Annotated in this window: 13 protein-coding genes; 6 read left to right on the forward strand and 7 right to left on the reverse strand. The window is 52.6% G+C overall.

Annotation, left to right across the window (positions count from 1 at the left end; genetic code table 11):
• Nucleotides 1-7: 7 nt before the first annotated feature.
• The gene (gene pntA, locus HEP82_RS04445; protein ID WP_012765471.1) at nt 8-1,537 is read right to left on the reverse strand and encodes a Re/Si-specific NAD(P)(+) transhydrogenase subunit alpha; all 1,530 of its coding nucleotides are present in this window, start codon (nt 1,535-1,537) and stop codon (nt 8-10) included.
• A gap of 493 nt (nt 1,538-2,030) precedes the next feature.
• Between pntA and ydgH the strand changes: the two genes are divergently transcribed.
• Nucleotides 2,031-2,969 carry a DUF1471 family protein YdgH gene (ydgH, locus tag HEP82_RS04450; protein WP_192456979.1) on the forward strand — a complete coding sequence of 313 codons (939 nt, stop codon included), beginning with the start codon at nt 2,031-2,033 and terminating at the stop codon, nt 2,967-2,969.
• Nucleotides 2,970-3,117: 148 nt separating this feature from the next.
• Here the strand turns inward: ydgH and kdsA are convergent, their stop codons facing one another.
• The 5 genes from kdsA to hemA form a co-directional block, all read right to left on the reverse strand.
• Nucleotides 3,118-3,972: a 3-deoxy-8-phosphooctulonate synthase gene (gene kdsA, locus HEP82_RS04455; protein WP_012765469.1), complete on the reverse strand. Its 855-nt coding sequence runs from the start codon at nt 3,970-3,972 to the stop codon at nt 3,118-3,120.
• Nucleotides 3,973-4,008: 36 nt separating this feature from the next.
• On the reverse strand, nt 4,009-4,818 hold the full coding sequence (gene sirB1, locus HEP82_RS04460; protein WP_192456980.1) for an invasion regulator SirB1: 810 nt from the start codon (nt 4,816-4,818) through the stop codon (nt 4,009-4,011).
• 248 nt (nt 4,819-5,066) lie between these two features.
• Nucleotides 5,067-5,906 (reverse strand): peptide chain release factor N(5)-glutamine methyltransferase, encoded by an 840-nt coding sequence (gene prmC / locus HEP82_RS04465; protein ID WP_192456981.1) that lies wholly within the window; start codon nt 5,904-5,906, stop codon nt 5,067-5,069.
• The gene (prfA, locus tag HEP82_RS04470; protein WP_192456982.1) at nt 5,903-6,988 is read right to left on the reverse strand and encodes a peptide chain release factor 1; all 1,086 of its coding nucleotides are present in this window, start codon (nt 6,986-6,988) and stop codon (nt 5,903-5,905) included. Before prfA ends, prmC begins: the two co-directional genes overlap by 4 nt.
• A 44-nt stretch (nt 6,989-7,032) precedes the next feature.
• Entirely contained in the window at nt 7,033-8,289 is a 1,257-nt protein-coding gene (hemA, locus tag HEP82_RS04475; RefSeq protein ID WP_192456983.1) for a glutamyl-tRNA reductase, read from the reverse strand.
• 208 nt (nt 8,290-8,497) lie between these two features.
• On the opposite strand from hemA, the gene lolB reads away from it, so the two are divergent.
• The 3 genes from lolB (at nt 8,498) to prs (ending at nt 11,062) form a co-directional block, all read left to right on the forward strand.
• Nucleotides 8,498-9,118, forward strand: a complete 621-nt coding sequence (gene lolB / locus HEP82_RS04480; RefSeq protein ID WP_192456984.1) for a lipoprotein insertase outer membrane protein LolB — start codon at nt 8,498-8,500, stop codon at nt 9,116-9,118.
• A 3-nt stretch (nt 9,119-9,121) separates the two neighbouring features.
• Nucleotides 9,122-9,994: a 4-(cytidine 5'-diphospho)-2-C-methyl-D-erythritol kinase gene (gene ispE, locus HEP82_RS04485; protein WP_192456985.1), complete on the forward strand. Its 873-nt coding sequence runs from the start codon at nt 9,122-9,124 to the stop codon at nt 9,992-9,994.
• Nucleotides 9,995-10,114: 120 nt separating this feature from the next.
• Nucleotides 10,115-11,062, forward strand: a complete 948-nt coding sequence (gene prs, locus HEP82_RS04490; RefSeq protein ID WP_012765462.1) for a ribose-phosphate diphosphokinase — start codon at nt 10,115-10,117, stop codon at nt 11,060-11,062.
• A gap of 568 nt (nt 11,063-11,630) precedes the next feature.
• Here prs and ychH read toward each other — a convergent pair.
• A complete protein-coding gene (ychH, locus tag HEP82_RS04495; RefSeq protein WP_012765461.1) occupies nt 11,631-11,900 on the reverse strand; it encodes a stress-induced protein YchH in 270 nt (89 codons plus the stop codon).
• A gap of 272 nt (nt 11,901-12,172) precedes the next feature.
• Between ychH and pth the strand changes: the two genes are divergently transcribed.
• Nucleotides 12,173-12,760: an aminoacyl-tRNA hydrolase gene (gene pth / locus HEP82_RS04500; RefSeq protein ID WP_192456986.1), complete on the forward strand. Its 588-nt coding sequence runs from the start codon at nt 12,173-12,175 to the stop codon at nt 12,758-12,760.
• A gap of 141 nt (nt 12,761-12,901) precedes the next feature.
• A complete protein-coding gene (gene ychF / locus HEP82_RS04505) occupies nt 12,902-13,993 on the forward strand; it encodes a redox-regulated ATPase YchF (protein WP_192456987.1) in 1,092 nt (363 codons plus the stop codon).
• Nucleotides 13,994-14,032 lie beyond the last annotated feature (39 nt).

The following is a 14,032-nucleotide window of genomic DNA, read 5'->3' on the forward strand; positions in this document are numbered from 1 at the left end:
CTACCCCTTAATTCTTGCGAAACATCTTCAGCATACGCTGAGTTACGGTGAAACCACCGAAGATATTGATGCTGGCAATCAGCACCGCGATGAACGAGAAGAACGACACCCATCCACCATGCCCTATCTGCAACAACGCGCCCACCACGATAATCCCGGAAATCGCGTTGGTGACAGACATCAACGGCGTATGTAATGCATGGCTGACATTCCACACCACGTAGTAACCGACCACGCATGACAACGCGAACACGGTAAAATGCGACAGGAACTCTTTGGGGGCGACATTCGCCAGCCAGCCGAACAGAACGATGGCGATAGCCATAAAAATGAACTTTCTCAACGGCGATGCGGGTTTTTCCTCCGCTTGCGCCGCGGCGGCCGCAGGTTTTGCCTGCTGAGGCTGAGCAGACACCTGGATCGGCGGTGCAGGCCAGGTCAATTCACCGTTACGAATCACAGTAACACCGCGAATGACGGTATCGTCGAAATCGATATCGATCTCGCCGTTTTTCTCTTTACACAACAGTTTGAGCAGGTTAACCAGATTGGTGCCATACAGTTGTGAGGATTGAGTAGGCAGACGGCTAGGTAGATCGGTATACCCGATGATTCTCACCCCGTTTTCCGTCACCGTTACCTGGTCAGCCACGGTTAACTCGCAGTTTCCACCGGTCTGTGCAGCCAAATCGACAATCACACTCCCCGGCTTCATGCTTTCTACCATCTCGCGCGTAATCAGACGCGGAGCCGGTTTACCGGGAATCAACGCCGTGGTGACGATGATATCGACCTCTTTAGCCTGCGCAGCAAACAGTGCCATCTCAGCGTTGATAAAGGCTTCAGACATCACTTTGGCATAGCCATCGCCGCTACCGGCTTCTTCTTCAAAATCCAGCTCCAGAAACTCGGCGCCCATACTACGCACCTGTTCTTTCACTTCAGGACGGGTATCGAATGCGCGGACAATGGCACCCAAGCTGCCGGCAGCGCCAACAGCCGCCAGACCGGCCACGCCGGCGCCAATGATCATCACTTTGGCCGGAGGCACTTTACCCGCAGCAGTGATTTGCCCGGTAAAGAAACGGCCAAACTCATGGGCGGCTTCTACAATCGCGCGATAACCGGCGATATTCGCCATGGAGCTTAATGCATCCATAGACTGCGCGCGGGAAATACGAGGCACAGCATCCATTGCCAGTACAGTAATCTGACGTGCAGCCAATGTTTCCAGCAACGCCGGATTCTGCGCAGGCCAGATAAAGCTGACCAGCGTGCTGCCAGCCCGTGTCAATTCCACCTCATCATCCAGAGGTGCGTTCACTTTGAGGATGATATCGCTCTGCCAGACAGTCGCCGTATCCTCAATCGTCGCGCCTGCCTGTTCATACGCAGCATCATCAAAGCTGGCCAATTTCCCAGCCCCGCGTTCAATAGCGACCTCAAAACCCAGTTTCAACAGCTGCTCCACCGTTTTCGGCGTCGCTGCGACACGGGCTTCATTGGCCAGCCGTTCTTTCGGTACACCAATACGCATTATGAGTCCCTTTTCGTTGTCACGAAGGTTCTTATTGCCAATTCACCATGTAAATGATTTGCCGTACTACAGATACGCATTCTGTTTCTACGGCCAATCACGTTATAACCTACTGAAAATGTAATTTATGATCCACATGTAAAAACATTTAGTCATAAAACGGAGTTATGGCAGGCAACAACACCAATTCGTGGTTATATATCGCAGTTTAAATAAACTTTCTTAGCATTATTACCACTGGAATATTTGAACTTGCTTCACAAAAATTTCGTTACTAATTTGTTAAAAATTAGGATGTTAATAAATATTCTTCATGATGCGGAATATATTATTAACTCAGGTAATTCACAGCATAGTGTCTTGCGTTCCCCGTGATGCGGTTTCGATTCAAAATGCTGGAGCGCTGCCGGATATTCCGTGCCATAATCAGCGGCTACCAAATAAGACGGCTTTGTACGTATTCACCGTATTGCGTCAGGCGAAAGGATTTTTTATGAAGCTGAAAAATCGCGTTTTTGCATCAACACTCCTATCAATAGTAGCGTTTTCCACGCAGGCAGCGCAGGAACTTACTCCTCAAAAAGCAGAATCGCTGAAACCCTTCGATCGCATCACTTTTTATGGTCGTTACGATGCGATTTATGAAGCGGCTGACGATGCATCCCGACAAGCCGATGCTCGGGGCGCCGCAGCCTTCTATATCCAAAGCACATCCGAAGTTAACGGCGGCCGCTGGGCAGTCACCATTGATCTCTATAAAAAAGATGCGCCAGCAGCCACCAAAGACACAACATACCGTGAATTCAGCGGCGTAAAAGAGTTATCAAAAGATGAAGCGGTTCGTCTGGAACCTTATGATCTGGTGACAGTGACCGGCGCATTCGGCACCCAGTTAGAGATCAAGGAAGAAATCGGTCAGGAAGCCAGACGGAAAGGCGCTTACTCCTTCTTCATCGCCCGCCAGGCGGATATTAACTCCAGCGGTTCAACCCAATCCGCCACCGCATTCTTGTTCAAGAAAGATGCGCCCAAACGCCAAGTTCAAAGCCCAGATGCCATTCCGGCCAATTCTGAAGCCGGTAAGGCCGCGCTGGCGGCTGGCGGCTCGGCTGCGGCAAAAGTTGAGATCCCTGGCGTAGCCACCTCATCCTCGCTAAGCAGCAAACTCAGTAGTTTCTTCGCCAGTAACGGGCCGCGTTACTCCGTCACGCTTCCTGACGGTAAAAAAATTGAAGAACTGAATAATACAACTGCTGCCCAAATGGCTCCGTTCGATTCGATCACCATCCGCGATTCATTCAGCAGCCCGACGGATATCTCGGAAGCGGTGGCCAAAAAAGCGGCAGAGAAAGGCGCCAAGTTTTACCACATTACCAAACGCTGGCAGGAAAACGGCGAGCGCTACACGATCAGTGCAGACCTGTACAAGTAATGTGCAAATGAAGAGTCATCACGACCGATAGCAATAATGATGCCGAGCGAACTGATGTGTAGGTCGGTATCACTTGATAACGTTGTTACCGGATACTGATGTAAAAAACCCGCTATCCAGCGGGTTTTTTATGGCAACAATCCAGGCATTAATTGCTGGTATCCAACTCAGGAAAACTTTTTACCAGTTCATCAATCGCTTTCATCTGCGCCAGGAACGGCTCCAGCTTATTAAGCGGCAACGCGGACGGGCCGTCACACCTGGCGCTGTTGGGTTCCGGGTGCGCTTCAATGAACAAACCGGCCAGCCCTACCGCCATTCCCGCACGCGCCAGCTCTGTGACCTGAGCACGGCGACCGCCGGATGCCGCACCGAAAGGATCGCGACACTGTAGGGCATGAGTCACGTCAAAAATGACCGGCAATCCATGGGATGCCTGCTTCATCACGTTGAAACCCAGCATATCAACGACCAGATTGTCGTAGCCGAAATTAGTACCGCGATCGCACAAAATCACATTCTCATTGCCGCCTTCACGGAATTTATCAACGATATTGCCCATCTGTCCTGGACTGATAAATTGCGGCTTTTTAACGTTAATCACCGCGCCGGTCTTCGCCATCGCTTCAACCAGATCAGTCTGGCGCGCCAGAAACGCCGGTAGCTGGATGACATCAACCACATCGGCGACAGGCTGAGCCTGATACGCTTCGTGCACGTCAGTAATCACCTTAACGCCGAAGGTTTGTTTTAATTCCTGGAAGATTTTCATCCCCTCTTCCAGACCCGGGCCGCGGTAGGAATGGATTGATGAACGATTGGCCTTATCAAAGGATGCTTTAAAAACGTAAGGAATCCCCAACTTTTGAGTTACCGTTACATAATGTTCACAAATCCGCATTGCCAGATCACGCGACTCCAGCACGTTCATACCGCCAAACAGTACAAACGGAAGATGGTTGGCAACCGGGATATCCCCGACGTTAACCACTTTGTTATTCATATCATTACCTTAGTCGGATTAAATAAGAAAACATTGTTAATGCAGGACGATCTGCTTCTGCTCAATGGAGTGAATCTGAACCTTGATCATTTCACTGACCGGATCTTCCGGGCATTGTTCGACAAAATAATTCAAATCGGACAATGCGATATGGTCGCAATCAAGCTGGGCGTAAATCAGGCCGCGGTCGCGAATTTCGTAAGGGTCTTCAGGATCGAACTGCAACACCGTTTCGCTGGCACGTAATGCAAGCTCCATCTGTTTTTCTTCCATCAACGCGATCTTCAACGTATCCAACAACTTGCGGACAATCATGACATTTTCGGCTTCATCCAGATCTTCATCCGCCAGGCTGGCAGACAAGCCAAGATTTCCTTTTAGCCAGACATCCAGCACATGTTCGTCCAGCGAATCGCCATTCAGCGGATTGATCAGCCACATTTCACCGTCCAGCCAATCGGCCCGAAGAATCAACTGCGTAGGAAAAATCACCGGCATCAGCGGCAACTCTAACTGATGTGCAATATGCAGAAAGATAACGCCCAATGAAACCGGCATACCCTGTCGTGACTCCAGCACTTTATCCAGCCAAAGCACATCAGAAAGTCGGTATACCCCGCTGGCGCCGCCAAAGCCCCAAGTATGAAAGAACAGCTCAATAAGCTGCTCAAGCTGCTGATCCTGTTCAAGTTCGGTGGAAATCGTCGAACGGGCCTCCTCAACGAGTTGCTGAAGATGACGTTTTACGCTTTCGGAAGAGAAATCCCGACGTATCGACTGGGATACCAGAACCACACCTTCGCTTAACGGTGATTGGTTGAACTCAAAATCAGCAATAGAACTCATAATTAATCCATCAGCAAAAACTCAGGCGGTGAAACCTGAAGAAATATCCAGGCCAACCAACAACGTCCTCGCTACGCCTTTATGGGCAAAACCGTTGTTTTACAGACCCCAGCGCGGCGGGTATAGATAATAATGCTAAACCTTTTTTTCGTCAGCCTGCTTTCCATGCCCTGGCGGCAGATAGCCGTCACCGACGTTCTTCCCTGTGATCCCGCTCAAACAAGCCGACCAGTCGGGCTTGTTCATGTTCAAGCCGGATGCGCCCACATTCCCAGCGATACCCGCTCGTTGCCGCCATAGTCACGGCACGTTTCTACCTGTGAAAAACCATACTGCCAGAAAAGCTCACGCACGCTTTCGCCTTGCAGCCAACCATGCTCCAACAGCAACCACCCACCATCTAACAGGAAATGTCGCGAATACTGCACGATATGACGCAAATCAGCCAGACCCTGTTCATCGGCCACCAGTGCACTTACCGGCTCATACCGCACATCACCGCAGTTCAAGTGCGGATCGGCGGCATCAATATAGGGGGGATTACTGACGATCATCGAAAATCGCTGTTCATTCAGCGAAGAAAACCAATCACTCAACAGAAAACAGACGTTATGGATCCCCAGACGCCGAGCGTTATGCGTAGCCAACGTTACCGCATCGGGCTGACAATCAACGCCCAGCACATTGCAAGCCGGGCGCTCACTGGCTATCGCCAACGCAATAGCACCGGTTCCCGTCCCCAGATCCAGCACGGACAACGCCTGTGGCGGCAGGCGTTGCAGCGCTTGCTCGACCAGACACTCCGTATCAGGCCGCGGAATCAGCGTTGCAGGGGAAACCTCAAGCGCTAATGACCAGAACTCTTTTTCGCCGGTCAGATAGGCAATGGGTTCGCCGGCCGACCTGCGCGTCAGCAACCTTTCAAGCATTTGTTGCTGATCGTCGCTTAACAGCGTTTCGCCAAACGCGATCAGAAAGGTTCGGCGCTTGCCGGTCACATGCCCCAGCAGAATTTCCGCATCCCGCCTGGGGCTGTCGCCATCCTGAAGTCGCTCGATGGCCTGATGCAGCCACTGTTGATAATTCATTGATCCTGTTCGGCCAACGCCGCCAGTTGGTCAGCCTGATACTCCTGAACGATCGGCTGAATCAGCATATCCAGTTTGCCTTCCATCGCTTCATCCAGACGATAAAGCGTCAGGTTAATACGATGGTCGGTTACTCTTCCTTGTGGAAAGTTATAGGTACGGATACGGTCGGATCGATCACCGCTGCCCAACAGGTTGCGCCGCGTCGAGGCCTCTTCCTGCTGGCGCTTTTGCATTTCCGCCGCACGAATACGCGCTGCCAGCACCGAGAGCGCCTTGGCTTTGTTTTTATGCTGTGAACGCTCGTCCTGGCACTCCACCACAATGCCAGTGGGCAAGTGGGTAATACGGATGGCGGAGTCGGTCGTGTTGACGTGCTGCCCACCCGCGCCAGAAGAACGGAAGGTATCGATGCGCAGATCCACGGGGTTGATATCCGGCAGTTCAGCCTCCGGCACTTCCGGCATGACCGCCACAGTACAGGCCGACGTATGGATACGCCCCTGGGATTCCGTCGCCGGAACACGCTGCACCCGATGCCCGCCGGATTCAAATTTGAGCTGCCCGTAGGCGCCCTCGCCGATAACTTTGGCGATCACCTCTTTATAACCGCCATGCTCGCCATCGCTGGCGCTTACCATCTCAACCCGCCAGCGACGTGATTCAGCATAACGGCTGTACATACGGAACAAGTCGCCGGCAAACAATGCCGCCTCATCACCGCCGGTTCCGGCGCGAATCTCCAGGAAGCAGCTGCGTTCATCATCCGGATCACGCGGCAACAGCAGGACTTTCAACTGCTGCTCGAGCGTATCCCCCGCTGCCCTGGCTTCCCTCAACTCATCCTGCGCCATTTCACGCATTTCAGGATCATCAAGCAACATCTCCGCTGTAGCGATATCGTCCTGAGCCTGTTGCCAGCGCTGAAAACAGCGCGTGATATCGGTCAACTGGGCATATTCGCGGGATAACATCCGGAAACGGTCCATATCAGAGATAATCGAGGGATCGCCAAGCAGCGCCTGTACTTCTTCATGGCGCTCTTGTAACGCTTCCAGTTTGGCAACAATAGAAGGCTTCATGCGAGCAGTTAAGTCCTGTTTCTATCCAAAGGGGGAAAAGAATGCTAGTTCAGCCCAAGGCTGTCACGCAAAATCTGTAAACGATCGAGATCGCCATCGCGTGCGGCCTGCTGAAGTGATTTGGTAGGAGCGTGGATCAGGCGATTAGTCAGCCGATGCGTCAACTCCTGCACCACCGCTTCCACGTCGCCGCCATTCTGAATCGCAGCCAATGCCCGGGCGGTCATCTCTTCGCGCAGCTGATCCGCCTGCGAACGATAATCCCGGATGGTTTCAACCGCCGCCTGCGCCCGCAGCCAGGCCATAAATTCCACGCTCTCCTGCTGAACGATAGATTCGGCCTGAACCGCCGCCGCCTGTCGCTGCGCCAGGTTATGCTGAATGATGGCCTGCAGATCGTCTACGCTGTAGAGATAAATGTTGGGCAATTTGCCGACTTCCGGTTCGATATCGCGTGGTACGGCAATATCCACCATCAACATTGGTTGATTGCGGCGCGCTTTCATCGTCCGTTCCATCATGCCCTTGCCGATAATAGGCAAAGTGCTGGCGGTAGAACTGATCACGATGTCTGCCATCGGCAACCGAGAATCCAGTTCCGCCAGCGCGATCACCTCGGCCCCCACCTCATCGGCCAACAATTGCGCACGTTCGCGGGTGCGATTGGCAATCACCATACGCTTGACCCGATGTTCGCTCAGATGTCGGGCGACCAGCTCGATAGTCTCGCCGGCCCCGACCAGCAACACGCTGACATCCCCCAGAGATTCAAAAATCTGTCGGGCCAACGTACAGGCGGCAAACGCGACGGAGACAGCACTGGCACCAATCTCGGTTTCAGTTCGGACTCGTTTGGCAACGGTAAATGATTTTTGGAACAGACGTTCAAGATCGCCGGATAAAGAGTGTTCGCGCTGGGAATCGGCAAAGGCTTTCTTTACCTGACCAAGGATCTGAGGTTCGCCGAGCACCAGCGAATCCAGCCCGCTGGCAACACGCATCAAATGGCTGACCGCCGCATTGTCCTCATGCCAGTACAGGCTTTTACACACATCCTCAGGATTCAGTTGATGGTATTCGCACAGCCAACGAATCAGCTGCTCTCGACGATTTCCCTCTTCCTCGACGCTGAGATAAAGTTCGGTACGGTTACAGGTGGAGAGCAGTACCCCGCCCTGAACCAGCGGTTGCTGCAGCAGGCTGTGCAAAGCATGTCCAAGCGTATCCGGCGCAAACGACACTCGTTCACGCAATGAGACAGGCGCTGTTTTATGATTGATACCAAGCGCAAGCAGGGTCATGGTTTACGGAGTAATCCCGGTGTTAGTATGGGTTTCATCTGAAGCGCATTCTACTTGAAGCCCGATGGCAAGAAAAGCGACCCGGTCGCTCGGTTCGGGCTAATGGCTGGTTTACCGTCCTGCAATAACAAAGATTGACGCGCCTTGCCAACACCGTTAGCGTGACGCCTTGCAGTAGCCACTTAATGTTTCACAGGATCCTATCGACATGCCCCAAAAATCCTTTCGCTGCCTGCGGTTACTTCCCCTGGCCAGCGTTCTTCTGACGGCCTGTTCCCTGATGCAACCCACTCAACCCGGTAAAGCCCCGACCTCCCCCGAGTGGCGAGAACACGTACAAGAAGTACAAAAATTGAGTCAATATCAAACCCGCGGCTCCTTCGCCTATATTTCCGATAGGAAAAAGCTGTACGCTCGTTTCTTCTGGCAGCAATCCTCGCCGCAGCGCTACCGTCTCTTGCTGACCAGCCCGCTGGGAAGTACCGAACTTGAGCTGCAATCTCAACCTGACAATGTGCAAATTATTGATGGGCAAGGAAAACGTTATGTCGGCAAAGATGCCCAATATATGGTGCAGCAATTGACCGGCATGGCGATCCCACTCGACAACCTGCGCCAATGGATGCTGGGCCTACCGGGCGACGCACAGAGCTATGAGCTGGATCAGCGCGCACTGCTCCGCAGCGCCAGTTATCGTCAAGGCGAACAGGACTGGTCTGTCAGTTACCAGTCCTATACAGAAGGGGCGCGGCCCTTGCCGCAAAGCCTGGAACTCAGCCAGGGTGAGCAGCGCATCAAACTGAAAATGGATAACTGGACGGTACAATAACCCATGCAAGCGACAATCACGCAATGGCCGTCCCCGGCTAAGCTGAATCTGTTCCTGTACGTCACCGGGCGCCGCGCCGACGGTTATCACAATCTGCAAACACTGTTCCAATTTCTAGAGTATGGCGACACGCTGACGATCACCCCCAGGCCAGATTGTCGCATCCTTTTGCACACCCCCATTGACGGCGTACCGGATGAACAAAACCTGATTGTCCGCGCGGCCAGCCTGTTACAGGTTCATTGTCAGCAGCACCATCTTCCTTACGCCGGAGCAGATATCGCCATCGAAAAAAGACTACCGATGGGTGGCGGTTTAGGCGGCGGCTCATCAAATGCAGCCACCGTATTACGGGCGCTGAATTATTTGTGGAACAGTAGGTTATCCGCCAAAACATTGGCGGAGCTGGGGCTTGCGTTAGGTGCGGATGTTCCTGTTTTCATTCATGGACATGCGGCATTTGCCGAGGGCGTGGGGGACGTTCTGATCCCCGTATCACCGCCAGAAAAATGGTATCTGGTTATACATCCCGGCGTACACATATCAACACCATTAATATTTAAAGATCAGGATCTTAAACGTGACACGCCGGTTATGCCGCTGGATCGCCTACTCACACAACCTTTCCGTAATGATTGCGAAACTGTAGTAAGAAAACGTTTTCGTGAGGTTGAAGAGCTACTTTTATGGCTGTTAGAATACGCACCGGCGCGCCTGACTGGCACCGGCGCTTGCGTGTTTGCTGAATTCGACACCGAGTCCGCTGCACGTCAGGTGCTAGACCGGGTTCCGGAAAGAATGACCGGGTTTGTTGCCCGCGGCGCGAATATCTCCCCGTTGCAACAACGGCTTTCCGGGCTATCAGAAGGCGCATGAAAGTCACCGCTACCGTGATTTCGAGCCTTTTATCCATACACCCGTATGCATACCCTATCATGGCATGTGTCACCCCGCCGGATAGGGTATTTCTCTGGACGCAAGCTTGAGGTTCTTCTCGTGCCTGATATGAAGCTTTTTGCTGGTAACGCAACACCGGAACTAGCACAACGTATTGCCAACCGTTTGTACACTGGCCTGGGCGACGCTGCCGTTGGTCGTTTCAGTGACGGCGAAGTCAGCGTACAAATCAACGAAAATGTACGTGGCGGTGATATTTTCATCATCCAATCCACCTGTGCCCCTACCAACGACAACCTGATGGAACTGGTGGTAATGGTCGATGCGCTTCGCCGTGCTTCTGCAGGACGAATTACTGCGGTCATGCCCTATTTCGGCTACGCCCGCCAGGATCGTCGCGTTCGCTCAGCGCGTGTGCCGATTACTGCGAAAGTTGTTGCTGATTTCCTTTCCAGCGTTGGCGTGGATCGCGTATTGACCGTTGATCTCCATGCCGAGCAGATTCAGGGCTTCTTCGACGTTCCGGTAGATAACGTTTTTGGTAGCCCGATCCTGTTAGAGGACATGCTGCAGCAGAATCTGGACAACCCGATCGTGGTTTCTCCTGATATCGGTGGCGTAGTCCGCGCTCGCGCCATCGCCAAACTGCTGAACGACACCGACATGGCGATCATCGACAAACGTCGTCCACGCGCCAACGTGTCACAGGTCATGCATATCATCGGTGATGTCGCCGGTCGCGACTGCGTTCTGGTCGACGATATGATCGACACCGGCGGTACGCTGTGCAAAGCGGCGGAAGCGTTGAAAGAACGTGGGGCGAAGCGGGTGTTCGCCTACGCCACTCACCCGATCTTCTCAGGCAACGCACACGAGAACATCAAGAACTCGGTTATTGATGAAGTGATTGTCTGCGATACCATCCCGCTGTCGGAAAAAATCAAGTCCCTGCCGAATGTACGCACGCTGACACTGTCCGGCATGCTGGCGGAAGCGATTCGTCGCATCAGCAACGAAGAGTCCATCTCCGCCATGTTTGAGCATTGATATTCCCAGCAGAATGCCCCCCGAGGTCTTATCGGGGGGTGTTATTGGATCACGCGACACGCCTCAGAAATCGCCGTTTCACTCACCCAGTGGATGGCGCCATCGATACCGCCACTTCCCGATCAGCAGGCATTGACGGCACGGGCTGTCGCCTTCCCTGATACGCTGAATTCGAGCCAATATTATTGCCCGTCGAACATTCCCTACGGCAAATCGAAAGATGAGGTTGCTGATACGGCGAAACAAAATGTCTCTATGCCACAATTAATTCGGGTTGCAGGAAATTGATAATTCAATGAATCCTGAAGAGTTGACTCACGTCAATGACCTGAATGAACAGACAACTCTGCCAGAAGCGATATAAACATCACAGGCTACGGCTCCAAAGCGATGAAGCCCAGAAATGAACCGCGTCATAAAACCAGCACGCCGACAACGTAAAGCATGGCGGATATCAGCATTGGCACAAAAATTATCGAATTATCCAGATTGGATAATTCGATACTCTTAATTGACGCTCAAGTCATCGCCAGCAAGCTGCGCGGCTTAATTTTCTATTAATCGCCCATTAAGGATGACGTTCACGCCGACAGCGTTTATCGAAATGTTTTAGCCACCAGTAACGGTCGGACACAGTCTCATGACCGCCAATGCGAGCACCAGTCAACCACAAGATAGCGCCGGCAAAAATGGCGACTAATTCCATATAGGTGGATGAGCCGGGTAAATTCAGCTCAGGTAACTGACTGGCAATAGCATAGGCGATACCAATTACCATGAGCAGCATCCCCACACCCATAAATATATTGCCTACTGTTATTGCATTCCGACGTTTCATATTTCACCTCCAGAAATATTCAGTTGAAATCGTTAATACGAAAGTGCCGCGTATTTCTCTGGTGTGATGACATTATAGGCAGGCGGCTATAACCCGATTGCGGAAGCGATCACAGTTAATGGCACATTTTGCTACGTTCTCCTTCAGCCTTTCGTTATCCGCGACATTCGCGGCGCATTATTGGTGATTCTCACTGCGGCGTGTAAACTGTCGCCCGATAAATGTCTCCTTGACTGCGTTACACCGTAACGCTCAATTCTGGAATCCGATAAGTGAGTAGCATCAAGTTAATTGTAGGTCTGGCCAATCCCGGCGCAGAATATGCCGCCACCCGGCACAACGCAGGGGCCTGGTACGTTGACCAACTCGCCGAGGCCTATCGGCAGCCACTTAAAGAAGAAAGCAAATTTTTTGGCTATACCTCTCGCCTGCAAATGGCGGGGCAAGACGTTCGCCTGCTGGTTCCCACCACCTTCATGAACCTGAGCGGCAAAGCGGTTGCGGCGATAGCAACGTTTTATCGTATCCAGCCCGAAGAAATTTTGGTCGCGCACGATGAACTGGATTTACTGCCCGGCGTGGCGAAACTCAAACTGGGCGGTGGCCACGGCGGTCACAATGGTTTGAAAGACATCATCAGCAAGCTGGGCAACAACCCCAACTTTCATCGGTTACGCATCGGCATCGGCCACCCTGGCGACAAAAACAAAGTGGTCGGCTTCGTACTGGGCAAACCCTCTGCCCCTGAACAAACGCTGATCGATCAGGCGATCGATGAAGCGGTGCGTTGCACCGAGGTGCTGATGAAAGAAGATATGATTCGGGCGATGAACCGTCTGCACGCCTTCAAGGCTTCCTGATCGTTTGGCTATACAGAAAGCGGCGGTAGAAAGCCGGATCGAGTTACCACGTTGTTACGTGTATAATCGACGCAGATTTCACATTATGTCAGGCTGTTTTCTCTACAACCTGCAAGTTACGTTATTTAAGGTGATATAAACATGGGATTCAAATGCGGTATCGTTGGGCTGCCTAACGTTGGTAAATCTACTCTGTTCAACGCGCTGACCAAAGCCGGTATTGAAGCGGCCAACTTTCCGTTTTGTACCATCGAACCGAACACCGGCGTCGTGCCAATGCCAGACCCGCGTCTGGACAAGCTGGCAGAAATCATCAATCCCCAGCGCGTAGTTCCAACCACCATGGAATTCGTTGACATCGCCGGTCTGGTAAAGGGTGCGTCCAAAGGTGAAGGCCTGGGCAACCAGTTCCTGACCAATATCCGTGAAACCGAAGCCATCGGCCACGTTGTTCGCTGTTTTGAGAACGAAAATATCATTCACGTCGCGGGTAAAGTTAGCCCTGCCGATGACATCGACACCATCAATACCGAACTGGCACTGGCGGATCTGGACACGTGTGAACGTGCTCTGCATCGCGTGCAGAAGAAAGCCAAAGGCGGCGACAAAGACGCTAAAATTGAGCAGGCGGCACTGGAGAAATGTCTGCCTCAGTTAGAAAACGCCGGGATGCTGCGGGCGCTGGATCTGAGTGCGGAAGAGAAAGCAGCCATCCGCTACCTGAGCTTCCTGACGCTGAAACCCACCATGTACATTGCCAACGTCAATGAAGACGGTTTCGAAAACAACCCCTTCCTGGATCAGGTACGCGACATCGCGGCTAAAGAAGGCTCCGTAGTGGTGCCGGTGTGTGCCGCCGTCGAATCGGATATCGCCGAGTTGGACGATGAAGAGCGCGAGGAATTTATGGCGGAACTGGGCTTGGAAGAGCCGGGGCTGAACCGCGTGATCCGCGCAGGCTATGAGCTGCTGAACCTGCAAACCTACTTCACCGCGGGCGTAAAAGAAGTCCGCGCCTGGACCATCCCGGTCGGTGCCACCGCGCCGCAGGCCGCCGGTAAAATCCATACCGACTTCGAGAAAGGTTTCATCCGCGCCCAAACCATCGCGTATGAAGATTTCATCGCGTACAAAGGTGAACAGGGTGCGAAAGAAGCCGGCAAAATGCGTTCAGAAGGCAAGGAGTACATCGTTAAAGATGGCGATGTGATGAATTTCTTGTTTAACGTCTAAAATTTGTTGTCTCACGCGGTTTCACCGAATCGCATGAAG

The organism is Musicola keenii (genome assembly GCF_014855505.1).
GTDB lineage: Bacteria > Pseudomonadota > Gammaproteobacteria > Enterobacterales > Enterobacteriaceae > Musicola > Musicola paradisiaca.

What these genes read in the sequence shown, in the direction of transcription:
- pntA (WP_012765471.1), bottom strand. Translation starts at nt 1,537, where the DNA reads ATGCGTATTGGTGTACCGAAAGAACGGCTGGCCAATGAAGCCCGTGTC.
- ydgH (WP_192456979.1), top strand. Translation starts at nt 2,031, where the DNA reads ATGAAGCTGAAAAATCGCGTTTTTGCATCAACACTCCTATCAATAGTA.
- kdsA (WP_012765469.1), bottom strand. Translation starts at nt 3,972, where the DNA reads ATGAATAACAAAGTGGTTAACGTCGGGGATATCCCGGTTGCCAACCAT.
- sirB1 (WP_192456980.1), bottom strand. Translation starts at nt 4,818, where the DNA reads ATGAGTTCTATTGCTGATTTTGAGTTCAACCAATCACCGTTAAGCGAA.
- prmC (WP_192456981.1), bottom strand. Translation starts at nt 5,906, where the DNA reads ATGAATTATCAACAGTGGCTGCATCAGGCCATCGAGCGACTTCAGGAT.
- prfA (WP_192456982.1), bottom strand. Translation starts at nt 6,988, where the DNA reads ATGAAGCCTTCTATTGTTGCCAAACTGGAAGCGTTACAAGAGCGCCAT.
- hemA (WP_192456983.1), bottom strand. Translation starts at nt 8,289, where the DNA reads ATGACCCTGCTTGCGCTTGGTATCAATCATAAAACAGCGCCTGTCTCA.
- lolB (WP_192456984.1), top strand. Translation starts at nt 8,498, where the DNA reads ATGCCCCAAAAATCCTTTCGCTGCCTGCGGTTACTTCCCCTGGCCAGC.
- ispE (WP_192456985.1), top strand. Translation starts at nt 9,122, where the DNA reads ATGCAAGCGACAATCACGCAATGGCCGTCCCCGGCTAAGCTGAATCTG.
- ychH (WP_012765461.1), bottom strand. Translation starts at nt 11,900, where the DNA reads ATGAAACGTCGGAATGCAATAACAGTAGGCAATATATTTATGGGTGTG.
- ychF (WP_192456987.1), top strand. Translation starts at nt 12,902, where the DNA reads ATGGGATTCAAATGCGGTATCGTTGGGCTGCCTAACGTTGGTAAATCT.